The 23,340-nt window shown below is 40.9% G+C and carries 21 protein-coding genes; 16 read left to right on the forward strand and 5 right to left on the reverse strand.

The window, feature by feature from the left end; genetic code table 11:
* Nucleotides 1–52: 52 nt before the first annotated feature.
* From ACJJVZ_RS08220 to ACJJVZ_RS08240, 5 genes are all read left to right on the forward strand, one after another.
* Nucleotides 53–1,471, forward strand: a complete 1,419-nt coding sequence (locus ACJJVZ_RS08220; RefSeq protein WP_405599668.1) for a YcjX family protein — start codon at nt 53–55, stop codon at nt 1,469–1,471.
* On the forward strand, nt 1,468–2,493 hold the full coding sequence (locus ACJJVZ_RS08225; protein ID WP_405599670.1) for a TIGR01620 family protein: 1,026 nt from the start codon (nt 1,468–1,470) through the stop codon (nt 2,491–2,493). Before ACJJVZ_RS08220 ends, ACJJVZ_RS08225 begins: the two co-directional genes overlap by 4 nt.
* A gap of 470 nt (nt 2,494–2,963) precedes the next feature.
* Complete coding sequence (megL, locus tag ACJJVZ_RS08230) at nt 2,964–4,145, forward strand: methionine gamma-lyase (protein WP_405599672.1); 1,182 nt, start codon at nt 2,964–2,966, stop codon at nt 4,143–4,145.
* A 237-nt stretch (nt 4,146–4,382) separates the two neighbouring features.
* The gene (gene phhA, locus ACJJVZ_RS08235; RefSeq protein WP_405599674.1) at nt 4,383–5,180 is read left to right on the forward strand and encodes a phenylalanine 4-monooxygenase; all 798 of its coding nucleotides are present in this window, start codon (nt 4,383–4,385) and stop codon (nt 5,178–5,180) included.
* 38 nt (nt 5,181–5,218) lie between these two features.
* Nucleotides 5,219–5,563 (forward strand): 4a-hydroxytetrahydrobiopterin dehydratase, encoded by a 345-nt coding sequence (locus ACJJVZ_RS08240; RefSeq protein ID WP_182700777.1) that lies wholly within the window; start codon nt 5,219–5,221, stop codon nt 5,561–5,563.
* A gap of 127 nt (nt 5,564–5,690) precedes the next feature.
* On the opposite strand, the gene ACJJVZ_RS08245 is transcribed toward ACJJVZ_RS08240, so the two are convergent.
* The 5 genes from ACJJVZ_RS08245 to map all read right to left on the reverse strand — a co-directional run bounded on the left by ACJJVZ_RS08245 (nt 5,691) and on the right by map (nt 11,226).
* Nucleotides 5,691–6,029, reverse strand: a complete 339-nt coding sequence (locus ACJJVZ_RS08245) for a hypothetical protein (RefSeq protein ID WP_405599676.1) — start codon at nt 6,027–6,029, stop codon at nt 5,691–5,693.
* The gene (locus ACJJVZ_RS08250) at nt 6,017–6,709 is read right to left on the reverse strand and encodes a hypothetical protein (protein ID WP_405599678.1); all 693 of its coding nucleotides are present in this window, start codon (nt 6,707–6,709) and stop codon (nt 6,017–6,019) included. Before ACJJVZ_RS08250 ends, ACJJVZ_RS08245 begins: the two co-directional genes overlap by 13 nt.
* A gap of 194 nt (nt 6,710–6,903) precedes the next feature.
* Nucleotides 6,904–7,731 carry a 2,3,4,5-tetrahydropyridine-2,6-dicarboxylate N-succinyltransferase gene (gene dapD / locus ACJJVZ_RS08255; protein WP_138584315.1) on the reverse strand — a complete coding sequence of 276 codons (828 nt, stop codon included), beginning with the start codon at nt 7,729–7,731 and terminating at the stop codon, nt 6,904–6,906.
* Between the two features lie 9 nt (nt 7,732–7,740).
* Nucleotides 7,741–10,359, reverse strand: a complete 2,619-nt coding sequence (gene glnD / locus ACJJVZ_RS08260) for a [protein-PII] uridylyltransferase (protein ID WP_405599680.1) — start codon at nt 10,357–10,359, stop codon at nt 7,741–7,743.
* Between the two features lie 81 nt (nt 10,360–10,440).
* Nucleotides 10,441–11,226 carry a type I methionyl aminopeptidase gene (gene map, locus ACJJVZ_RS08265; RefSeq protein ID WP_077537415.1) on the reverse strand — a complete coding sequence of 262 codons (786 nt, stop codon included), beginning with the start codon at nt 11,224–11,226 and terminating at the stop codon, nt 10,441–10,443.
* Nucleotides 11,227–11,497: 271 nt separating this feature from the next.
* Between map and rpsB the strand changes: the two genes are divergently transcribed.
* The 11 genes from rpsB to lpxD all read left to right on the forward strand — a co-directional run bounded on the left by rpsB (nt 11,498) and on the right by lpxD (nt 23,336).
* Nucleotides 11,498–12,226, forward strand: a complete 729-nt coding sequence (gene rpsB, locus ACJJVZ_RS08270; protein ID WP_077537416.1) for a 30S ribosomal protein S2 — start codon at nt 11,498–11,500, stop codon at nt 12,224–12,226.
* Nucleotides 12,227–12,330: 104 nt separating this feature from the next.
* Entirely contained in the window at nt 12,331–13,182 is an 852-nt protein-coding gene (gene tsf, locus ACJJVZ_RS08275; protein ID WP_007376818.1) for a translation elongation factor Ts, read from the forward strand.
* 158 nt (nt 13,183–13,340) lie between these two features.
* On the forward strand, nt 13,341–14,090 hold the full coding sequence (pyrH, locus tag ACJJVZ_RS08280; protein ID WP_077537417.1) for a UMP kinase: 750 nt from the start codon (nt 13,341–13,343) through the stop codon (nt 14,088–14,090).
* A gap of 49 nt (nt 14,091–14,139) precedes the next feature.
* A complete protein-coding gene (gene frr, locus ACJJVZ_RS08285) occupies nt 14,140–14,661 on the forward strand; it encodes a ribosome recycling factor (protein WP_220492750.1) in 522 nt (173 codons plus the stop codon).
* A 324-nt stretch (nt 14,662–14,985) separates the two neighbouring features.
* A complete protein-coding gene (locus ACJJVZ_RS08290) occupies nt 14,986–15,765 on the forward strand; it encodes an isoprenyl transferase (RefSeq protein ID WP_077537419.1) in 780 nt (259 codons plus the stop codon).
* Nucleotides 15,766–15,783: 18 nt separating this feature from the next.
* The gene (locus tag ACJJVZ_RS08295) at nt 15,784–16,650 is read left to right on the forward strand and encodes a phosphatidate cytidylyltransferase (protein WP_405599685.1); all 867 of its coding nucleotides are present in this window, start codon (nt 15,784–15,786) and stop codon (nt 16,648–16,650) included.
* Nucleotides 16,647–17,852, forward strand: a complete 1,206-nt coding sequence (gene ispC, locus ACJJVZ_RS08300; RefSeq protein ID WP_405599687.1) for a 1-deoxy-D-xylulose-5-phosphate reductoisomerase — start codon at nt 16,647–16,649, stop codon at nt 17,850–17,852. The genes ACJJVZ_RS08295 and ispC overlap by 4 nt, the downstream gene beginning before the upstream one ends.
* A 1-nt stretch (nt 17,853) precedes the next feature.
* Nucleotides 17,854–19,206 carry a sigma E protease regulator RseP gene (gene rseP, locus ACJJVZ_RS08305; protein ID WP_405599690.1) on the forward strand — a complete coding sequence of 451 codons (1,353 nt, stop codon included), beginning with the start codon at nt 17,854–17,856 and terminating at the stop codon, nt 19,204–19,206.
* Nucleotides 19,207–19,304: 98 nt separating this feature from the next.
* Nucleotides 19,305–21,776, forward strand: a complete 2,472-nt coding sequence (bamA, locus tag ACJJVZ_RS08310) for an outer membrane protein assembly factor BamA (RefSeq protein ID WP_405599693.1) — start codon at nt 19,305–19,307, stop codon at nt 21,774–21,776.
* 11 nt (nt 21,777–21,787) lie between these two features.
* Entirely contained in the window at nt 21,788–22,306 is a 519-nt protein-coding gene (locus tag ACJJVZ_RS08315; RefSeq protein WP_077537424.1) for an OmpH family outer membrane protein, read from the forward strand.
* Between the two features lie 7 nt (nt 22,307–22,313).
* Nucleotides 22,314–23,336, forward strand: coding sequence for a UDP-3-O-(3-hydroxymyristoyl)glucosamine N-acyltransferase (gene lpxD, locus ACJJVZ_RS08320; RefSeq protein WP_193155936.1), 1,023 nt, complete (start codon nt 22,314–22,316; stop codon nt 23,334–23,336).
* The last annotated feature ends 4 nt before the right edge of the window (nt 23,337–23,340 follow it).

Here is a 23,340-nt window from a genome sequence, read left to right on the forward strand (position 1 = left end):
GCACCTTATTTGCAGCGTGATAAATTACGGCAAATTAGGTGCAAGACACTTTATGAGCCAATCATTTGCAAAAAAGACCTTTAAAAGCATTAAAGGCAAAGCACAAAAAGCCCTTCATCGTAGTTTAGATCAGCACGTAAAGCTGGCCGTAACGGGCCTAAGTGGCAGCGGTAAAACAGCGTTTATTACCGCGCTTGTTAAACACTTAACAACCCAAACGGACGATAAAAACTTACCTTTTTTTGATGTAATGCGTGAGCATCGCCACGTTGCCACCAAAGTTGTGCCACAAGAAGCGTTAAAAGTCCCTACATTTAATTATACCCGCGCGTTAAATTCATTATTACCCAGCGATGGGATGCCCTCATGGCCTGCATCAACCGAGCGTATTAATACACTACGCTTGGCAATAAAGTACCAAAGTAATGCGGGGCTGCGTGGGCACTTTTCGCCGCAATCAACGCTTTATTTAGATATTATTGACTACCCGGGTGAATGGCTCCTTGATTTACCTATGCTTGAGCAAAGCTATTCTCAATGGTGCGAGCAGCAATATCCGTTATTAACTCAGCCTTCGCGCGTAAACACATCAAGTGATTTTTTAATGGCCGTTGAGCAACTTGACTTAAACGCTCCCGTTGATGAAAACGCACTTGCTCATATTGCTCAGCTTTATCAAAGCATGTTAGTAGGGCTTAAAAAAGACACCAAACTTGCCATGTTGCAACCTGGGCGCATGCTTATGCCAGGTGATTTACAAGGCGCGCCATTGTTATTGTTTTTTCCGGTATCGGGTGAGATAAATAGTGACGATGTCGTTGCAGGTTCTAATTTAGCGCATTTAATTAAGCGTTTTAACGGCTATATTAAAGAAGTCGTAAAACCATTTTATAATGAGCATTTTAGGCACTTTGATCGCCAAATTGTACTTGTCGATGTACTTAGTGCATTAAACGAAGGGCATGAAACCCTACAAGAGCAAAGCAGTGTAATAAACCAATTACTCGCGCACTTTAATTACGGTGAGTCGGGCTTTTTTAAACGTTTATTTAAGCCCAATATAGACAAAATATTATTTGCAGCTAATAAATCTGATCATATAAGTGCAAAGCACCATAAAGACTTAGCACTGCTACTAGATTCGCTCGTGCATGAGCAAAGTAATCATTTAAAGTTTGATGGTGTGCAAATAGAAACCATGGCTATGTCTTCAATTACAGCCACGCAGCCACGCCAAATTACCGACAAAGGCCAAACGCTTGATTGCATTTATGGCAAACCGTTAAACGAGTCTGATTGGCTTACGTATTTACCACCGCAACCACCCACGCGAATGCTTAATAAACGTGAGTGGCCAGCACAGGGATTTGAGTTTTTATCATTCTCGCCAATGCCGAGCCCCGATAAACAACTCAAACATATTCGATTAGATCATGTCATGCAGTACCTGCTAGGAGACAAATTAACATGAGTGAGTCAAACCAAACATTTCAAGCAGGGCGTCGTATAGATACGCAAAGCATTGAGAAAAACGAACCCGTTTTAGCACCGGCAAAAATTATTCAGCACGGGCAAAGTGATGACGAAGAGCTTGAAGACGAAGCACTTGAGCCAGAAATAGATTTGGAACCTGTGTACAAAAAGTCAAAGTGGCAAACACTTAAAGGTGTTTTCGCTATTAGCTTTATAGTACTGGTGCTTTTAGAGTTTGCATACTCGTTAGTATTTGCTTTCGAGCAGTCAATTATTTTAGGCAGTGTTTATTTAACTGCGGTTGTAAGTGGCGTGCTGCTAATAGGGCGCTTATTGTGGCGAGAGTATCGAATGCTGCGCAGTTTAAAGCGTAACCAGTTGCACCGAGTTGAAGCCGACAGGCTTTTAAACAGCGAGCAAGTAGGCGGTGCACTCCCTTGGCTTGAAAAGCTCAATAAACACCAGCAACTTGATAATTTTGAAACCTTCAAAAACCAAGTAGCAACGCATCACAGCGACAAAGAAATAATGACGCTGTATGCCAATAGTCTATTAATAACTCAAGATACCAAAGCCAAAAAGCTTATAAATCGTTTTGCGACTGAATCCGCACTGCTAGTTGCCCTAAGCCCACTTGCGCTGGTGGATATGATGGCCGTACTTTGGCGCGGTACTAAGTTAATAGAACAAATTGGTAAAATTTATGGCATTGGTTTTGGCTACGCGAGCCGTATAAAGTTATACCGTATGCTGATAAAACAAGTAATGTTTGTAGGCAGTGCTGAGCTTATGTCTGACCTTGCTGCAACTGCATTAAGTGCTGAGCTTTTAGGTAAACTTTCGGGTCGGGCTGCGCAAGGGGTCAGTGCCGGTATTTTTACAGCGCGTATTGGTTACAAAGCAATGGAGCTTAGTCGCCCATTACCACGGCTTGAAAACAAGCGCAGCTTGTTAAAAGGCACTGTGCAAAGCATCGCAGGTAAAATTATGAGTCGTAAAAAGGCGGAGCCAACACAATAAAATACGAGGGCGTGTTGATCTTTGATGGTTGAATTTGCAGCAGTGTGTTTGGTGTTTGGTGTTTAGGCAAGGCAGAGCCTATGTAGTGTGGTTATTCCCCATAAATAGGCGATAACGCAGCATAAATGCCAAACATGCGCTGCCCTTTGGGTTCTTTCTAGGGACGATTAACTCTTTGTTGCTCGGTTTTTACTTATTCTTACAGGGATGTAAGCCATTAGAGTAACGCAGGAGCAGTTACCGAGCCCACTCGATTACAAGCCTCGCGCCGCGATTTAATCGCCCCTAGATTGAACAAATTTCAATCCGCAAAGGTCAACACGCCTTAGTGGCAATATTTGTGTACAAATGTGCGCTGCACGGTTTTTACACAAATAGCCATCTGAGCATCCGGCATGCTTGCTGTTTGTAAGCGCATACGTTTTGATTGTTGAATCGCAAAAACATAATAATCAAAAAATGAGCCTACAATGAGCAAGCATCATATAAACACCCAATGTATTCACGGACCACAAAAAGCAAACGATCCACATGGCGCACTCACTTCTCCTTTATATCAAACCTCTACTTTTCATTTTGAAAATGCCGCACAAGGTGCAGCGCGTTTTGCAGGCGACGAACCAGGCTATATTTATACGCGTTTAGGAAACCCCACAACCACAGAGCTTGAGCAGAAAGTTGCCCAACTAGAGGGGTGTGAAGCAGCTGCGGCAACTGCCACGGGTATGGGCGCTGTGTCCGCTTCAGTACTGAGCTTTTTATCGCAGGGAGATCACCTTGTTGCCTCAAGTGCTTTATATGGTTGTACCTTTGCGTTTTTCTCGCACATGTTGCCGCGATGGGGAATTGAAGTCACCTTTGTTGATATGACCAACGAGGACGAACTACGCGCTGCCATCAAACCTAATTCAAAAATGATATTTGTAGAAACGCCAATCAATCCCACTATGGCGGTTATTGATTTGGCACTCATTGGCGCAGTTGCTAAAGAGCACAGTTTAATTAGTGTGGTCGACAACACCTTTTTAACGCCGCTACTGCAATCACCAAAAAAATATGGCATCGACATAATAATGCACAGTGCGACCAAGTACTTAAATGGCCACGGAGACGTAGTAGCTGGTATTGTATGTGGATCGCTTGAGCACATAACACACATTAAAATGACGGTACTAAAAGACATTGGTGCAACCATAAGCCCGCACGACGCATGGCTAATTAATCGAGGTCTAAAAACACTCGCCATTAGAATAGAGCGCCATTCTCAAAGCGCACAAACAATAGCCGAATATCTAGAAGCGCACCCACAAGTAAGCACCGTATATTACCCGGGGCTTAAATCGCACCCAGGTTATAAGTTTATTGGTAACCAAATGAAAGCCGCTGGTGGTGTTATTGCATTTGAAATAAAAGGCACGCTACAAGATGGCGCACAATTTATTGATAGTATGAAACTTTGTACACTTGCAGTAAGCCTCGGCGACGCTGAAACACTGATTCAGCATCCTGCATCTATGACTCACTCGCCTTACACGGCAGAGGAGCGAGCCGCTGCTGGAATAAGTGATGGGCTGATCAGACTCTCGGTTGGGCTTGAAGATGTTAACGACATTATTAGTGATTTAGACCAAGCTTTTACTAAAATTGGTTAGGTGTATTTAATTATGTACACATAAAAGCAAGCTGCAGGCCTTTATCTAAAGCCCTGTATTTTTAATGTGCCACAGGTGTAATTTTAAATTTACGATCTAAGTGATCGCGCCAAATACTGATGTTAGCCTGTCTATTAAACTTTTCTTCACTTTTGCATAGTATGGGGTCATTCGATATTCAATAGATTTGAGTATCACACTGACACCGATTTAGGGCTCACACCCAAGAAGGTACTTATGGCTAAAGCAAGTAAATACACATCCAAAACACCAGACGAAAATGGTGTTATACACTGGAGTGATGAAGAAAATAAAATTTGGTCTGAGCTTGTAGCGCGTCAACTTGAGTGCATTAAAGGCAAAGCCTGCAACGAGTACATGCAAGGGTTAAAAAAGATTAACCTGCCGCACGATCGTATTCCGCAGTTAAGCGAACTAAACGAAGTGTTACTAGCCACTACCGGTTGGCAAGTAGCGCCAGTACCTGCGCTTATCGACTTTGATGAGTTTTTTAGATTACTGGCAAACAAGCAGTTTCCGGTAGCTACATTTATTCGTAGCCGCGAAGAATTTGACTACCTACAAGAGCCAGATATTTTTCATGAAATATTTGGCCATTGCGCCATGCTAACTAACCCTGACTTTGCCGAGTTTACGCACAAGTACGGGCAATTAGGTTACGCAGCGCAGAAAAAGGACCGTGTATACCTTGCGCGTATATACTGGTTTACAGTTGAATTTGGTTTAATGCAAACCGAAGACGGCCTGCGTATTTACGGCGGCGGTATTTTATCAAGCCCAGGTGAAACTCAATACGTATACTCAAATACACCAGAAATAAGCCCAATGAATGTGCTTGATGTACTGCGTACGCCGTATCGTATTGATATTATGCAACCACAGTATTTCACTATAAATTCGATTCATGATCTGTTTGATATATCGCAAATGGATATTATGACTTTGGTTGAGCGAGCTAAAGAGCTTGGTTTGCACGACCCAAAATTTCCACCAAAAGAAAAATTAGCCAGTTAAACATTAATGCTCAAAAAGCTAAAAAGTAAGGATTTAGAATGTCTTCATTAAGTGCACAAAAATGCGAAGCCTGTCATGTAGATGCGCCAAAGGTATCTGACGAAGAGTTAGCGCAATTAATTACTAATATCCCAGACTGGGTACCAGAAGTACGCAACGGCATTATGCAGCTTGAGCGTGTTTATAAATTTAAAAACTTTAAACAGGCTATCGCATTTACTAACAAAGTAGGCGACATGGCAGAAGACGAAGGCCATCACCCAGGTTTATTAACCGAGTGGGGCAAAGTAACCGTTACATGGTGGAGCCATTCAATTAAAGGCCTACACAAAAACGACTTTATTTGCGCAGCTAAAACAGACGACGTATTTAACGCGCTGTAATAAAAAATATTAATTGAGCAAACCAACAAAGGCACTTTTTAAGTGCCTTTTTACTTTAAGTATATAATCAAATATTGTTGTCTAATTTTGTGCTGAACTTTATTACTTGAACAGGGATTAACGCAGTTTAAATTTCCCAGTTACATGTTTTAACTAAATTAAACCAAGTGCTGGAAAAGCGTTTTGGGGTTGGAGTAGTGGGCAGATCTAGGCTCATCTCTAGTTTTTTTGCTAAATGATTGTGCACGAGCATTTTTATTTTATCGCTTTCTAACTGTTTATACGCAACCTGTAGTTGCTCTTTTTCGTTACGGCTTATGTATCCGCCTGTTAGCTTTTTGTAACCTGCTTCTAACCATAAGAGCAGTGCTTTTTTTGCTTCATTTGGAAATGCATGGGTGAGTGTTGATGTGGGTTCGTGTAATCTTTCAAAGTTAACTACATTCTCTTGAATTAAAAATACCATAAGCAAATTAAGTCCCGCAGAAACCTGTCCAGCCCGCTTGTTGATTTTTGGTAATTAATAAATGCTTTGCGCAGCCATGATTCCGCGTCAGCGGTGTTACCTTCGTAAAGGGCTAAATACCCTAAATTACTTTCTATAAGGGCAGCCACATTTGATAAATTTAGATCTAAGGCAATTTTGTGGTTATCAATATATAAATTACGCGCTTTTATATAGTCACCTTTTGAACTGGCCACAATAGCTATACTGTTGATAAGTGTTAGGCGTTGACGGTCATTTTTGGCATATTTATAGCTGCATTCAAACGCGAGTTCTGCATCATTGAAGTATCCAGCGTGGCGTAGCCATATTCCTAAAGCACTCATAATAGAGGTCATGTTTTGTTGAAAGTAAGCCGTTTTATGATGTTTAAAAATAGCTTCTAAAGATTTGTGAAGCTGATCATAGTGACTAGTATAAACGGCTGTCCGTGCGTAAATTTGGTGCCAACGAATAAACAGCTCAGGGGGAGCATTATCTAAATTATCAAGGCTTTCAAGAATAGTGATAGAGCGGGATGGACTAACAACTAGATAATCTTCAGCTAAGTCTAACTTATTTTTGAAGCCACTAAAGTCTTCTGCAAATACTTGCTGAACGTTTAGTAATAAACAAAAGAAAACACTGGATAGCCGTAACAACTTAACCTCTGCTCGGTAATGACATAGCTTTACATAAGTTTAACAAACCAAAGCGTATAAATACACTTGATAGCTAAAAAGTTATACATAGATGCAAAAAGCCCCAAGTTTAAAACTCAGGGCTTTTTTTAATTTGCTAATTTAGCACCGTTTATTCGTTAAACAGGTGCTTTAGATAAGCTAAAAATTATTATTTACTCATCAATTGAGCGTAGTAGGGCGTTGATGCCTACTTTTTCGCGTGTTTGCTGATCTACTTTTTTCACGATGATTGCAGCGTATAGGCTGTGCGTACCGTCTTTTGAAGGTAGTGCGCCTGGTACAACTACAGCACCTGCTGGTACACGACCGTAGTGAATTTCGCCGGTTTCGCGGTCATAAATACGGGTGCTTTGGCTGATGTAAACGCCCATTGAAATTACTGCGCCTTCTTCAACAATTACGCCTTCAACAATTTCAGAACGTGCGCCAATAAAACAGTTGTCTTCAATGATAGTTGGATTAGCTTGTAGAGGCTCTAAAACGCCACCTATGCCTACGCCACCAGATAAATGTACGTTCTTACCAATTTGTGCACACGAGCCTACAGTCGCCCATGTATCAACCATGGTGCCGTCGTCAACGTAGGCACCAATATTTACGTACGATGGCATAAGTACGACGTTTTTACCTACAAAGCTGCCTTTACGTGCTACCGCATTGGGTACTACGCGCATACCGCCTTGCTGAAACTGCTCCGGTGTATAGTCGCTAAATTTAAGCGGTACTTTGTCGTAAAACTGGTTTACGCCGTCGTTCATTGGTTGGTTGTCGCGAATACGAAACGACAGTAACACGGCTTTTTTAAGCCACTGGTGTACAACCCATTCCCCCGATATTTTTTCAGCAACGCGTGCTGCGCCGCTATCAAGTAAATCGAGTGCATCAATAATAGCTTGTTTTACATCGCTAGATACGGTGCTTGGGCTGATGCTATCGCGGTTGTCCCATGCGTTTTCGATCATCGTTTTTAAATCTGACATGTGTGTCCTCTATTGCGTTTCGGCGTTGAATTTTTTACGTAATGCCTGATGAATTTTTGCTTGCTCTTCATCGGTCAGCGCTTGGTATTCGTTATTAGATACAACAAAGAAATCCTCAGCACGTTCACCTACGGTTGTTATACGAGCAGCGTGAATATGTAATAAATGCGCTTGGAAAACTTCGGCTATTTTGGTTAGTAAACCTTGTATATCGACGGCTTGAATTTCTATTAAACTGCGGTCTTTACGTGCATGTGGGCGCAGAATGATTTTAGGTTTTATATTAAAGTCTTTAAAGCGTTGTGAACGGTTCTTTTTAAAACGTATTTTTTTACGTGGATCGTTAAGTGCTTGTTCAAGCCCTCGTTTAATTGATTGCGCACGGCCGCTGGCGATAGGCTGACCATTTACTTCTAGTATTACAAAGCTAAACAGTACATAGCCATCTTTAGTGGTTAGAACCTGTGCGTGTTGTATTTGCGCTTTTTTAGAGCCAATCACACTGACTAAACGAGCAAATAATACGCTAGAATAAGGGCTGTATACAAACACTTGCGTCCCGCCATGCATTGCCTTATTCGACACAATAACACTCGGTTGGCTTAAATCAGTACTACTTAACAAGTGCTCACTTTGCCACGATATTTGTTGTTCACTAAAAGCGGTATAATAATTCGCTTTAAAACGGCTCCAAATTAAATCAATTTTTTCCTCAGCATAACCTAAGTTAAGAAGGCGCTGTTTAGCTTGGTGTTTTTTATCGCGAATTTGGTCGCGTTGGTCCATTGGGTTTTCAAGCCCTAAACGTAACGCCCGTTGTGTATGTAGGTAAAGCTCACGCAGCAGGGTGTTTTTCCAATCATTCCATAAGTTGTCGTTGGTTGCGCGTATATCTGCAACGGTTAAACAATATAAATAGTCGAGTTGACGCTCTGTTTTTATTCGCGTAGCAAAATCTTTAATAACACCAGGATCGTTAATGTCTTTACGCTGAGCGGTAACCGACATAAGTAAATGATTACTTACCAGCCATGCAATTAACTTTGCATCAGCTGATGAAAAGCCATGTAGTTTAGCAAATGCAATAGCATCAACGGCACCAAGTTCTGAGTGATCGCCACCACGCCCTTTTGCTATATCATGAAAAATACCCGCTAAATAAAGCAGCTCTGGTTTATCCATGCGAGTCACGATTTCACTGCAAATAGGAAACTCGCTAATACCGGTTTTATCAAAGTATTGGTAAATATTTTTGATTAGCTTATGGGTATGTTCATCTACTGTGTAGGCATGAAATAAATCAAATTGCATTTGTCCAAATATATTACGCCACTGGGGTAAGTAGGCGGCAAGCATGCCGTGCTTGTGCATGAGCGTAAATGCGCGGCCCATACCGTTAGGATGTTTAACGAGACGTAAAAAGGCTTCACGACAGGCCGCGTAGTCTTGTAAGTCTCCCAATAAACGACGGCGAACTTGGCGAATAGTTCGGATAGTACTTGGGTAAATATGCGTTATTGTTGGGTTATCGGCTATGTGCTCAAACAATACAAAGAGCTGATCGCGCCTGAAGAATACGGATGGATCTTTTACTCTTATTTGATGGCCTATTTGCTCAAAGTTTCTGTCGAGCTCTACTGCTGGGTTTTCACTGTTTTGAGGGCTGATACTTTGCTCAAAGTATGAAAGCAACATTTGATTTAATTCACGTACACGACTCATTATTCTAAATAAGCGCTTCATCATACGCTCAACTGATGCTTTACCATCGCTACCAAAACCTAGTATTTCAGCGGCTTGTGGTTGATGATCGAATAATAAGCGATTCTCAGAACGTTCAGCGGCTAAATGCAGCGCAAAACGAATATTCCACAGATTTTCTCTGCACTCTGAGAGCTCTTGAAACTCTTCGTGAGTAAGGTAGCCATGATTTATAAGCTCTTGCAGGGTCTCGGCTCTAAAGTGTTTTTTTGCCACCCAAATAATAGTTTGTAAATCGCGAAGGCCGCCAGGGTTTTCTTTGATATTTGGTTCAAGGTTATAGGCCGTGCCGTGGCATTTTCTATGGCGTAAATTTTGTTCTTGCACTTTGGCAACAAAAAAGTCACTAGAGCCCCAAACTGGCGTTTCAAGTACAAAGGTTTTGAGTTTTTCAAACTCAATATGATTACCAAAAATAAGGCGGCTTTCGAGCAAGCTGGTAGCAAAGGTGACGTCTTCACGCTTTTGTTCAATAGCTTGCTCTATAGTACGCACGCTATGCCCTATCTCTAAATTGAGGTCCCACAGCATGGTGACAAACTGGCCAATTTTTTCGCAAACATTTTCGCTTGGTTGTTGAGTAACAAGCAATAAAAAATCGATGTCTGAGTAAGGGTGCAGCTCGCCGCGCCCATAGCCACCAACAGCAATTAATGCAAGGTCAGGTTCGTGTGCTAAATCATAAACATGGAATAGTTTAATGAGTAGGCGGTCAATAAACTCAGCCCGAGCATTAATTAAATTCCCAACGGGTTGTTTCGAAAATTCGTTATGTAACCACTTATAAAAATAGCTAGAACAATCGCGATAATCACTCAGTTGCTCAGCATCGCTAAGCAACTTCTTTACTTTGTTGGGTAATGCCACGTGGGCTGGCTCCTGTTATTGGACGCATTAACTTTTTAGAATTAAAATTCGTTAAATCTAAAAAGTCACATGCCCTTATTATTAGTGTTCTATGATCCTGTCGATTGTATCATCTGATCGTAGCGTTAAAATTTCAACACCATTTTCAGTCACTAATAAAGTATGTTCCCACTGCGCTGACAAACTACGGTCGCGTGTTACTACAGTCCAATCATCTTTAAGAAGCTTACATTGACGTTTACCTGCATTCACCATAGGTTCAATAGTTAAACACATACCTGCTTTTAAGGCTTCACCAGTACCGGCTTTGCCGTAATGCATTATTTGTGGTTCTTCATGAAATCCTGCGCCAATACCGTGGCCACAATATTCACGGACAATTGAGTAATTAAAGCTCTCTGCATATTTTTGAATTGCTTCGCCAATATCACCTAAACGCACACCTGGTTTTACCATTTTAATTGCCAGATATAAGCTTTCTTGGGTTACTTCTGCAAGACGTTTGCCTTGAATGTTGGGTGTACCAACGTGGAACATTTTAGATGTATCGCCGTGGTAGCCATCTTTAATGACTGTTACGTCAATATTTACGCTATCGCCATCTTTTAATGCTTTGTCATTTGGAATTCCGTGACAAATAACATGATTAACTGACGTACAAACTGATTTTGGAAAACCATGATAATTTAATGGAGCAGGGATTGCTTGTTGCACATTAACAATATAATCATGACAAATTGTATTTAGCTCATCGGTGGTAATTCCTGGCACTACATGTGGGCCGATCATTTCGAGTACATCGGCTGCTAAGCGCCCAGCTACACGCATTTTCTCTATTTCTTCAGGGGTCTTGATAATAGCGCTCATTGAGGCTCCAAAGTTGAGTTTTTAACATTTATCGCTGCATAATTTTTGCACGCGATGTTGAGTATTTGTTTTTAATATGGTATAAAGCGCGCCGTCTTTTTACAAATAAATTCTTAAATGATTTTTTGTATTTAAGGCAAACACAATTTGATTTTAACACACACACGTATCGTCACATACACTTGGGTGCATTTGAAGTTTAATTACTTCGGTGTTGGTGCTATGGGATATGTGGAGGCCTAACCCTAAACAACTATAGAGGATCTATAAAATGGCAAACGTTTCAATGCGCGATATGCTTCAAGCTGGTGTTCACTTTGGTCACCAAGCACGTTACTGGAACCCTAAGATGAAGCCTTTCATCTTCGGCACACGTAACCGTGTACATATCATCAACCTTGAGCAAACTGTACCAATGTTCAACAACGCACTTAAGTTTTTAACTGGTGCTGCAGCAAACAAAGGTAAAGTTCTTTTCGTTGGTACTAAGCGCGCAGCAAGCGAAGCAGTTAAAGAAGCAGCTATCGCGAGCGACCAGTATTACGTAAATCACCGTTGGTTAGGTGGTATGTTGACTAACTGGAAAACAGTTCGTCAATCAATCAAGCGTCTTAAAGACCTTGAAATCCAAAGCCAAGACGGAACTTTCGAGAAATTAACTAAGAAAGAAACGTTAATGCTTAACCGCGAAATGGACAAGCTTGAAAAAAGCCTTGGTGGTATCAAAAACATGGGCGGTCTTCCAGACGCGCTTTTCGTTATCGATGCTGATCACGAGCACATTGCTATCCGTGAAGCTAACAACCTAGGTATTCCAGTTGTTGCAATCGTTGATACTAACTCTAACCCAGACGGTGTTGATTTCATCGTACCTGGTAACGATGATGCTATCCGTGCAGTAAGCCTTTACACAAGTGCTGTTGCTACTGCTATCACTGAAGGCCGCGAGAATAACATCGTTGCTCAAGCTGAGAAAGACGACTTCGTAGAAGCTGAGTAATTAGCTGTCATCAAGTCTTCATCTTTTTAAGGTGAAGACTTGCTATTCTTGTAGAGCGGGTAACCCGCTTATCTAAACCAGAATTCAGATTTGAGGATTTACTAATGGCTGTAACTACTGCCCTAGTTAAAGAATTACGCGAGCGCACAGGCGCTGGCATGATGGATTGTAAAAAAGCGTTGACTGAAACTGATGGCGACATCGAGTTAGCGATTGAAAATATGCGTAAAAGTGGCGCTGCCAAAGCTGCTAAAAAAGCAGGTAACATTGCTGCTGAAGGTACTATCATCATCAAGCAAAACGCGGGTGTTGCAGTACTAGTAGAAGTTAACTGTCAAACAGACTTTGTTGCAAAAGACGTAAGCTTCTTAGCATTTGCTAATAAAGTTGCTGACGCTGCAATTGCTGACACTATCTCTATCGAAGACTTACAAGCTAAGTTTGAAGAAGACCGTGTTGAGCTAGTGACTAAAATTGGCGAAAACATCAATGTACGTCGTCTACAATACGTAACGGGTGAAAACCTAGTTGAGTACCGTCATGGCGATCGTATCGGTGTTGTTGTTGCAGGTGTTGCTGATGAAGAAACACTTAAGCACGTTGCAATGCACGTTGCTGCATCTAGCCCTGAATACTTAACACCTTCAGATGTTCCAGCTGATGTTGTTGAAAAAGAAAAGCAAGTACAAATCGAAATCGCGATGAACGAAGGCAAGCCTGCTGAAATCGCTGAGAAGATGGTTGTTGGTCGTATGAAAAAGTTCACTGGTGAGGTTTCTCTTACTGGTCAAGCTTTCATCATGGAACCTAAAAAATCTGTTGGCGACATTCTTAAAGAGAAAAACGCGACAGTTACTAGCTTCGTACGTGTAGAAGTTGGTGAAGGTATCGAGAAGAAAGAAGAAGATTTTGCTGCTGAAGTTGCTGCTCAAATTGCAGCTGCTAAAGGTCAGTAAGACACACTATTTGTGATGCAAAAGGAAATTAGATGCAATTAAAGTACTATTTGGTTTTGCTTCACAGCTAGAAATTCTTTAAAATAACCGCGCTTTTATGTTTAACATAAGCGCGGTTATTTTTTATCCATAATTCAATAAAAGTTGGCCCCAATACTATGACTATCAATCGCAAACCTATTTTTAGACGTGTTCTTCTTAAATTAAGTGGTGAAGCTTTAATGGGAGACGAAGGCTTCGGCATCGACCCTAAAGTTTTAGACCGTATGGCACAAGAGATTAAAGAGCTAGTAGAACTCGACGTAGAAGTGGGTTTAGTGATAGGCGGTGGTAACTTTTTACGTGGTGGTTCACTGGCCGAAGCCGGTATGAATCGTGTTGTTGGCGATCATATGGGTATGCTTGCAACCGTAATGAATGGCCTTGCCATGCGAGATGCATTGCATCGTGCGTTTGTTAATTGTCGTTTAATGTCGGCTATTCCACTTAATGGTGTGTGTGATGCTTACAATTGGGCAGAAGCAATTAGCTTGTTAAAAACGGGCCGTGTTGTTATTTTTGCAGCAGGTACGGGGAATCCGTTTTTCACTACCGATTCTGCGGCGTGTTTACGTGGTATAGAAATTGAAGCAGATACCGTTATTAAAGCAACCAAAGTAGATGGTGTTTACAGTGATGATCCTGTTAAAAACCCTGAAGCGACGCTTTATCGCCACTTAAGCTACAATGAAATTATTGAAAAAGAATTAAAAGTTATGGATTTAGCGGCATTTACTTTGGCCCGCGATCATAATATGCCGTTGAGCGTATTTAACATGAATAAATCAGGCGCGTTAAAACGCGTAATTATGGGTGAAGAAGAAGGAACCCTTATTTCTTCACAAGCCTCAGATGAAATAATCAAATAATTAGGATTAAACCGTGATTAACGATATTCAAAAAGACGCGCAAGCGCGCATGCAAAAAAGTGTAACAGCACTAGGTAGCCAATTATCTAAAATCCGTACTGGCCGTGCTCACCCTGCAATTTTAGACGGCATTATGGTGTCGTACTACGGTGCACCAACGCCTTTAAATCAAGTTGCTAATGTAACAATTGAAGACTCTCGCACACTGGCTATTGGTGTATTTGACAAGTCTTTAGCGCAAGCTGTTGAAAAAGCAATTATGGCATCAGATTTAGGCTTAAATCCTATGTCTGCAGGTACTGTTATCCGTGTACCTCTTCCTCCACTGACCGAGGAACGTCGTAAAGATTTAATTAAAATTGTACGCGCTGAAGTAGAAGGCGGTCGTGTTGCTGTTCGTAATATTCGTCGCGATGCTAATGGCGATGTAAAAGCGTTATTAAAAGATAAAGACATATCAGAAGATGAAGCGCGTCAATCAGATGATGCGATTCAAAAACTTACTGATAAGTTTATTAAAGAAATGGATACGCTATTAGCTGCCAAAGAAACAGAATTGATGGAAATCTAAGTAAGGTCCTGTTTATCTTTCGAGGTTGAATTTACAGCAGTGTGTTTGGTTTTTAAGCAAGACAGAGCCTATGTAGTGTGGTTATTCCCCATAATTAGGCGATAACGACGCATAAAATCCAAACACGCGCTGCCCAAAGGGTTCTGCCTAGGGGGGATTAACTCTTTGTTACTCGATTTTTACTTAGTCCACTAGGTTACAAATCTCGCGCCGCGATTAAGTCGCCCCTAAATTGAACAAATTACAATCCTGAAAGGTCGACAGGACCTATTAAAATTATTAGTTTTGAAACGCCGTCTGGGGTATACTAGGCGGCGTTTTTTTATGGAATACTCGATATTTATGGCTCTAGACGCTGATACAATTTCACAGCAATGTTTACCTAAACACGTTGCCATCATCATGGATGGAAATGGACGTTGGGCACAAGCTAGAAACAGACCTCGTGTATATGGGCATAAAAAAGGTGTGGACGCTGTGCGTCAATCAGTTCAGTTTTGTACTAAATTAGGGATACAATCGTTAACCTTATTTGCTTTTAGTAGTGAAAACTGGCGCCGCCCTGAAGACGAAGTGAATACTTTGATGGAGCTCTTTTTGTTTGTTTTAACAAAAGAAGTGAAAAAGCTTCATAAAAATAATGTAAAACTAATCATTATTGGAGACTTATCACGATTCTCGGAGAGCTTGCGTAGTAAAGTATATTCTGCACAAGAGCTGACTGAGAACAATACGGGGCTGTGTTTAAATGTAGCTGCTAACTATGGTGGTCGTTGGGATATGGCTAACGCTGCGAAACAACTTGCTTTGCAAGTGGCAAAAGGCGAGCTCAATGCAAACGATATTACCGAAGAGCGTTTAGCGCAGCATATGAGCATGGCAGATCAGGCTGAACCTGATTTACTCATTCGTACAGGTGGCGATGTTCGTATTAGTAACTTTTTACTATGGCAAGCAGCTTACGCCGAACTTTACTTTACCGACACACTTTGGCCTGATTTTAATGAAGCAGCATTTGCTGAAGCCATTGCATGTTACGTTGCCAGAGAGCGACGTTTTGGTTGTACGGGCGAACAAATAAAACAATTACTCGCTCAAAACTAAAAGAATAAGGGTCACATTTTGTTAAAACAACGAATTTTAACCTCACTCGTGCTAGCTCCTTTAGCACTGGCTTTGGTTTTTTATACACCGCTTACGTTATTTAGTTATTTTGCTGGTGCAATCGTGTTATTGGGGGCATGGGAATGGTCTGCTTTTATGGGCTTATGCGGTAAGCTTAAAAGAGGCGCGTTTGTTGTTTTAGTTGGGGTGTTACTCGCACTGCTTAATTTACATTGGCCAATAGATGCATTATGGCAAAATGGTAAACTTGTTGGTGATGCAAATTATGTATTTACACTGGCATTTGCTTGGTGGATTGTTGCGAGCTATTTAGTATGGCGTTACCCATCGATGGCTAAAGCATGGAATGAAGGCTTAGTGATGCGCGGTATTGCAGGCTTATTAACGCTTGTCCCATTATGGCTTGCACTTAATACATTACGAAGCGCACAATATACAGAGTCGACTCATTTTGGCTCTATGCTTATTTTAGTTGTGTTAGGAATTGTATGGAGTGCTGATGTAGGTGCATACTTTACAGGTAAGAGTTTCGGTAAGCATAAATTAATGCCTAAAGTAAGCCCAAACAAAACAATTGAAGGGTTAGCAGGCGGTGTTGTTGCATCAATTATATTTGTATTAATATTTTGCCATTTTACTGATGTTGATTTAGTTGTTTGGCCTGTGTATGCGATTATGACAGCATTTATAGCTTTATTTTCTGCAGTTGGTGATTTGCTTGAAAGCATGTTTAAACGTGAAGCGGGCCTTAAAGACAGTGGTAGCTGTTTACCAGGGCATGGTGGTATTTTAGACCGAATTGATAGCTTAACGGCTGCGGCTCCAATGTTTGTGATGTGCTACGCGTGGACACTGAGTTTATGAACCACAGGCAATTACTGGTTATTTTAGGCGCCACGGGTTCAATTGGTTTAAGTACACTTGAGGTCGTATCGCGAAATAAAGAGTTATATGATGTGTTTGCCTTAACTGCAGGGCAAAACGCAAAAAAAATGGCTGAGTTGTGTATTGAACATCAGCCTATGTATGCAATTATGGCAACGCAGCAAGCCGCTGAGCAGTTATCTTCATACTTAGCTAATACTCAGTGTCAAACTTTAGTAATGCACTCAGTTCAAGCAATGAGCGATTTATGTGCTCATCCTGATGTTGATATTGTTATGTCGGCAATTGTTGGTGCTGCGGGCTTAATGCCTACATTGAGTGCCGTTGAGGCGGGTAAAAAAGTGTTGCTTGCTAATAAAGAATCATTAGTTATGTCTGGTCAGTTGTTTATCGATAAAGTAAAACAAAACAAAGCCACTCTGCTGCCAATTGATAGCGAACATAATGCTATTTTTCAATGTCTTCCTTCTTCATTACAAAATGCCAAAGGCGATCAACATTTACAACAGCACGGCGTAAGTAAAATTTTGCTTACCGGCTCTGGTGGTCCATTTTTAACTCGCGATATCAATACCCTTAAAAGTGTCACTGTGAATGAAGCGGTAGCGCATCCTAATTGGTCTATGGGTCAAAAAATATCAGTAGATTCAGCCACTATGATGAATAAAGGCTTAGAGTTTATTGAAGCCAAATGGTTATTTAATTGTGATGCTAGCGATATTGATGTGGTTATCCACCCGCAAAGCATTATCCATTCAATGGTACAATATCACGATGGTTCTATTTTAGCGCAAATGGGTAACCCAGATATGCGTACACCCATAGCGCATGCGCTAGCATATCCTGAGCGAATTGATGCAGGTGTTAAGCCGTTAGACTTTTCTGATATTTGTGATTTTTCGTTTACTAAACCTGATTTTACTCGTTACCCGAATTTACAGTTGGCGATTGATGCGTGTAGTTCAGGCCAAGGGGCAACTACAACCGTTAATGCAGCAAATGAGATTGCTGTAGATGCATTTTTAAACGGTAAAATTGGTTTTACCGATATATATACAATAAATGAACAGACGCTCGATGCTGCGACGTATACCAATGTGCAAAGCCTAGATGAAATTCTAGAATGCGATAAATTAGCGCGCATTAGCGCTTTAGAATTTATAACAAAAGTGGCGCATTAATATGTTTGATTTTTTTTGGAATCTCGGCTCATTTATTCTCGCTCTCGGTATTTTAGTTACAGTGCACGAGTATGGTCATTTTTGGGTGGCGCGTAAGGCGGGTGTTAAAGTACTGCGTTTTTCTATTGGTTTTGGAAAGCCCTTATTGAAATGGCGCGATAAATACGATACTGAATATGTAATTGCCGCTATTCCATTAGGTGGTTATGTAAAGATGCTAGATGAGCGCGTTGATGAAGTACCGCAGAGTCAACGGCATTTATCTTTTAATGCAAAATCGGTTCAGGCGCGTATCGCTATCGTTGCCGCAGGTCCCATGGCTAACTTCTTGTTTGCTATTTTTGCACTAGCCGTTATGTATATGGTGGGTGTGCAATCCGTTAAGCCTGTTGTTGGCAGTGTTACCCAAGGCAGTCGCGCAGAGCAAGCGGGCATAATGCCAAGCCAGCAAATCATTAAAATTGGCGATAATGAAATCGCAACATGGCAAGACGCCACATTTGCATTGATGTCTAGCTTAGGTGGGCAAAGTGTTGAGGTAACGGTTCGAGATGAAAATCTTCAACCAAGAGTTAAAACGCTTAATTTAGATGGTTGGAAATTAGATCAACAAGATGTGCCACCGCTAAGCTCACTGGGCATAGTGCCCTTTAGGCCACAAGCAACATTAACGATAGCGGCAGTGACTAAAAATTCAGCGGCAGAACATGCAAATTTGCAGGTTAACGATACAATATTGGCTGTAAATGGCGAAACAATAAGCAATTGGCAGCAATTAGTTAATCTTATTACGCAATCGGCTAACAAATCTTTACAATTTAGTGTAAAAAGACAAGATAGTATAAAAGTAATAGCTGTAACGCCTCAAGCTCGTATTGATAATAACGGTATGGAACAAGGTTTTTTAGGTGTAGCCCCTGTCGTTCAGCAATGGCCTGATGGTTACGTAGAGACTAGACAGTACGGTCCACTCGATAGTATTGTTCGCGGCACACAAGAAACATGGCGTTTGATTACCCTTAGCTTTGACATGATAGGTAATTTAATTACAGGTCAGGTTTCGGTTAAAAACTTAAGTGGTCCGGTGGGTATTGCAGTAGGCGCAGGAACTAGCGTAAGCTATGGTTTAGTTGCCTTTTTGAGCTTTTTGGCACTGATAAGCGTTAACTTGGGTGTATTCAATTTATTACCCCTGCCAGTGCTTGATGGTGGACACTTAATGTATTACATAATTGAACTTTTACGTAAAAAGCCAGTCTCTGAAAAGACACAAGAGTTTGGTTTTAAAGTGGGTGCTTTATTGCTCATTTTTCTAACATGTTTCGCTTTGTTCAATGATGTATCGCGTTTGTAGTTGCAACGTGACCAATTACTAATTAGAACTCGATTGTAAAATATCTCTAAGTAGAGGTGTTGAGCGGTAATACAGTTGTATAGGATAAAGATAATAAAATGGCTATAAAAAAACATTTGGCAATGACAAGTTTATTAGGGGCAAGTTTTGCAGCCCTGGGCCAAAACTCCTTTATTGTTGAAGATCTAAAAGTTGAAGGTTTACAGCGTGTAGCACTGGGTGCTGCGTTAACGCATATTCCTATCAATGTGGGCGATAATGTAGATGACTATACGATTTCAAAAACAATAAAGTCACTTTATCGCTCAGGACACTTTGATAATATAAAAGCGCTTCGCGATGGCAATAACGTTGTTTTTAAAGTAACTGAACGTCCAACTATTAGCTTTATAGAATTTGAAGGCAATAAAGATATAAAAGATGAGCAGCTTAATGAGTCGTTAAATCAGCAAGATATTCGCCAAGGTGAACCCCTAGATCAGACAGTTATAGATAATATTGAAAAAGGCCTAGTTGAGTTTTTCCACAGTATCGGTAAATACAACGCTAAAGTTGATATTAGCGTGACTAAACTGCCACGTAACCGCGTTAAACTTAAATTAGAGTTTGATGAGGGTGATGCGGCATCTATTCGCCAAATTAACCTAGTGGGTAATGAACTTTTTTCAAATGAAGATCTGCTTAAACTTGCTGAGTCTCAGCAAGATTTGCCTTGGTGGCAGTTTATGGGTAGCGATCGTTACCAAAAGCAAACAGTTGAAGGCGATCTAGAGAAAATTCGCAGCTTTTATTTAGACCGTGGGTATCTTCGTTTTAATATTGACTCAACACAAGTGTCTGTAAGTCCGGAGCGTGAGTCTGTTTACGTTACAGCCAATTTAACGGAAGGTGTTAAATATACAGTTAAAGGTTTCGACTTTATAGGTGATTTACTTGGCCGTGAAGACTTAATTAAAAGTGTAATTCCACTGAGAGCTGGAGAGTTATATAACGGCTCTGTCGTTACGTCTTCTGAAGAGTTTATTAAGAGTTATTTAGCACGATTTGGTTATGCTAATGCTGAAGTACGTACAATTCCAGAAATTGATGACGAAAAGCAAGAAGTACAGCTAACACTGTCTGTTAATCCAGGTAAACGAGTGTATGTTCGCCGTATAATTGTAGGCGGTAATCAAAATACGTCAGACGAAGTGTTGCGCCGCGAAATGACCCAGTTAGAAGGTGCTTGGTTATCTAATCAAAACCTAGAGCGTTCAAAGTTACAAATTCAGCGTTTAACTTATATGGAAAAAGTTGACTTTAATGTAGTGCCTGTACCAGGTGTTGACGACCAAGTTGACGTAGACTTTACTGTAAAAGAGCAGTCGGCAGGTAGCTTTAATGCTGGTCTTGCCTATGGTTCTTACCAAGGGCTACAATTCAATATTGGTGTAACAGAATCTAACTTTTTAGGTACTGGTAACCAAATTGGTTTTAATATAAATACGTCTAAGGGCTCTGAACGCGTAAGTGTATCTTACACAGACCCGTACTTTACGCCTGATGGTGTATCACAAGGTAGTAGTATTTTTTATAGTAACTATGATGCAAGCGCATTTAGCCTTATTAATTATAAATCAAAAAGCTATGGACTTGGTACGAATATAGGTTTTCCAATTGATGCAATTAACAGGGTTAATTTTGGAGTTCGGTGGATACAAGAAGAGCTATCGGATATTGCTGAATATGAGCAAACACGAGTACTACGTGAAACTTTTCTAGACCCAGAGAATCCAGATAAAGGCTTTGACTTTACTAAATATGAGTTAAGTGTAGGTTGGTCTCGTGTTACTGTGAACCGAGGTTTATTCCCAACAGCGGGCTCGCGCCAAACCTTGAACCTAACAGCAACAACGCCTAATTCAGATCTTCAATATTTTAAATTGAACTATGATTCGCGTTTTTACTGGCCAATTTCAAACGATCACCGTTGGGTGTTTTCAACACGTGCTGCACTTGGTTACGGCAATGGTTATGGTTCAACAAATGGCTATGATCAAACTCTGCCATTCCAAGAGTATTTCCGTATTACTGAAATGGAGTTACGAGGTTTTGACCGAAATACAATCTTACCTCGTGCAGTATCTCGTGGACCACTATCGATTCCAGGTACACCGGATCCGGATGGCGTTACAACTGGTAGTATAGGCGGCGCACCTGAGTTTGATGTATTATCAGCTCAAGGTCGAATAGGTGGTAATGCTAAAGCGGTGGCTGGTATGGAGTTAATTGTCCCTACACCATTCTTAGATGAAGAGAACACTAGCTCAGTTCGTACGAGTTTCTTTGTTGACGCTGCAAACGTATGGGACACAGAGTTTAACGTCGATCGTTTTCAAAACTTACTATCGGAACAGCGTGCTAAGTTAGATGATTATTCAGATCCGATGCGTTTTAGGGTTTCAACCGGTTTATCACTACAGTGGATCTCCCCAATGGGTCCAATGCTGATTAGTTTTGCGTATCCATTGCAAAAAGAAGAAGATGACGATACAAAAACAATTAGTTTTAATATTAGTAATACTTTCTAAAGGAGTTTTTTATGACTAAATTATTTAAATCTACAGCAGTAGCTGTTTTAGCAACGTTAATGATGGGTACTTCTGCAAGTGCACTAGCACATAAAGTAGGCATAGTAGATATGCAAGAAATCTACAAGCAGCTTCCTCAAATGGCTAAAATTGAACAATCATTACAATCAGAGTTCGCAGAGCGTCGTCAAGAGCTTGAAAAATTACAAGGCGATATTCGTTTTGAAGCTGAGAAGTTTAAGCGCGAAAGCACAACGATGAGCCAAGCTCAAAAAGATACACTGCGCGATAAAATTCAAGGCATGCAAAAAAACCTTGCCGAAAAAGGTCGTCCTCTAGAGCAAGAAATAAAAACACGTCAAAACCAAGAACTGGCGAAAGTTCAAGGTTTAATTATTACAACGATTGAAGAAATTGCTAAAGATGGCGACTTTGATGAAGTTAAAGTAAAAGATACAACTATTTACTTTAATCCTAAAAAAGTAACTGATTTATCTGATAAAGTCGTAGCAGCTGTTAGCAAGAAATAATCACTCTATGCAAAATTATACGCTTTCGCAAATCGCGAAACTTCTAAGCGCCGAACTTCAGGGTGATGGCGCTTTAGAAATAAAAAAAATAGCGACACTTGCAAATGCCCGTACTGGGCATATTGCATTTTTAGCGAACTCAAAATACCGCCCACAACTGCAAACTACTCAAGCCAGTGCTGTGATTGTAAGTGAAGCCGATGCGCCATATTTTAATGGTAACAAAATCATTGTTGCGAATCCTTATGTTAGCTATGCAAAACTAGCGCAACTAATTGATACAACGCCACGCTCAGCATCTACGGGTATCCATGTTAGTGCTGTTATTCATCCAACGGCTGTAATAAGTCCAAGTGCTGCTATTGGTGCTAATGCCGTGGTTGAAGCTGGTGCCGTTATTGGCGATAACGCACAGATTGGTCCGAACAGTTTTATTGGCGAACGTGTTAAAATAGGTTCAGGTACTAAGCTTTGGCCTAGTGTGACTATTTATCATGACGTTGAAATTGGTTCGGATTGTTTGTTTCAAGCAAATAGTGTTGTGGGTAGTGATGGATTTGGTTATGCAAACGAGCGAGGGCAGTGGATCAAAATACCTCAGCTTGGATCGGTTATTATAGGCAACAAGGTTGAAGTTGGTGCAAGCACCACAATTGACCGGGGGGCACTCGATGACACCATAATTCATAGCAATGTTATTATCGATAACCAATGTCAAATAGCACACAACGTTGAAGTTAATTCAGGCACAGCAATCGCTGGCTGCACCGTACTTGCAGGAAGTGTAACCATTGGTAAGAATTGCCAGATTGGTGGCATGGTTGCAATTAATGGTCACATGTCTGTATGTGATGGTGTTATAATTACCGGCATGAGTATGGTGACAAAATCAATCACCGAACCAGGTATTTACTCATCTGGTATGCCCCATACAACTAACAAAGAATGGCGAAAGTCTATTGCTCATTTGCGAAATCTTTCAGACATGAAATCTCGTCTTAAAGCGCTAGAAGCACTGACTAAGTCATAAACGT

The organism is Pseudoalteromonas sp. Ld19 (assembly GCF_045064135.1).
GTDB lineage: Bacteria > Pseudomonadota > Gammaproteobacteria > Enterobacterales > Alteromonadaceae > Pseudoalteromonas > Pseudoalteromonas aliena.

Coding starts and splice junctions, on each gene's coding strand:
- ACJJVZ_RS08220 (WP_405599668.1), top strand. CDS start 53: ATGAGCCAATCATTTGCAAAAAAGACCTTTAAAAGCATTAAAGGCAAA.
- ACJJVZ_RS08225 (WP_405599670.1), top strand. CDS start 1,468: ATGAGTGAGTCAAACCAAACATTTCAAGCAGGGCGTCGTATAGATACG.
- megL (WP_405599672.1), top strand. CDS start 2,964: ATGAGCAAGCATCATATAAACACCCAATGTATTCACGGACCACAAAAA.
- phhA (WP_405599674.1), top strand. CDS start 4,383: ATGGCTAAAGCAAGTAAATACACATCCAAAACACCAGACGAAAATGGT.
- ACJJVZ_RS08240 (WP_182700777.1), top strand. CDS start 5,219: ATGTCTTCATTAAGTGCACAAAAATGCGAAGCCTGTCATGTAGATGCG.
- ACJJVZ_RS08245 (WP_405599676.1), bottom strand. CDS start 6,029: ATGGTATTTTTAATTCAAGAGAATGTAGTTAACTTTGAAAGATTACAC.
- dapD (WP_138584315.1), bottom strand. CDS start 7,731: ATGTCAGATTTAAAAACGATGATCGAAAACGCATGGGACAACCGCGAT.
- map (WP_077537415.1), bottom strand. CDS start 11,226: ATGAGCGCTATTATCAAGACCCCTGAAGAAATAGAGAAAATGCGTGTA.
- rpsB (WP_077537416.1), top strand. CDS start 11,498: ATGGCAAACGTTTCAATGCGCGATATGCTTCAAGCTGGTGTTCACTTT.
- tsf (WP_007376818.1), top strand. CDS start 12,331: ATGGCTGTAACTACTGCCCTAGTTAAAGAATTACGCGAGCGCACAGGC.
- pyrH (WP_077537417.1), top strand. CDS start 13,341: ATGACTATCAATCGCAAACCTATTTTTAGACGTGTTCTTCTTAAATTA.
- frr (WP_220492750.1), top strand. CDS start 14,140: ATGCAAAAAAGTGTAACAGCACTAGGTAGCCAATTATCTAAAATCCGT.
- ACJJVZ_RS08290 (WP_077537419.1), top strand. CDS start 14,986: ATGGAATACTCGATATTTATGGCTCTAGACGCTGATACAATTTCACAG.
- ispC (WP_405599687.1), top strand. CDS start 16,647: ATGAACCACAGGCAATTACTGGTTATTTTAGGCGCCACGGGTTCAATT.
- rseP (WP_405599690.1), top strand. CDS start 17,854: ATGTTTGATTTTTTTTGGAATCTCGGCTCATTTATTCTCGCTCTCGGT.
- bamA (WP_405599693.1), top strand. CDS start 19,305: ATGGCTATAAAAAAACATTTGGCAATGACAAGTTTATTAGGGGCAAGT.
- ACJJVZ_RS08315 (WP_077537424.1), top strand. CDS start 21,788: ATGACTAAATTATTTAAATCTACAGCAGTAGCTGTTTTAGCAACGTTA.
- lpxD (WP_193155936.1), top strand. CDS start 22,314: ATGCAAAATTATACGCTTTCGCAAATCGCGAAACTTCTAAGCGCCGAA.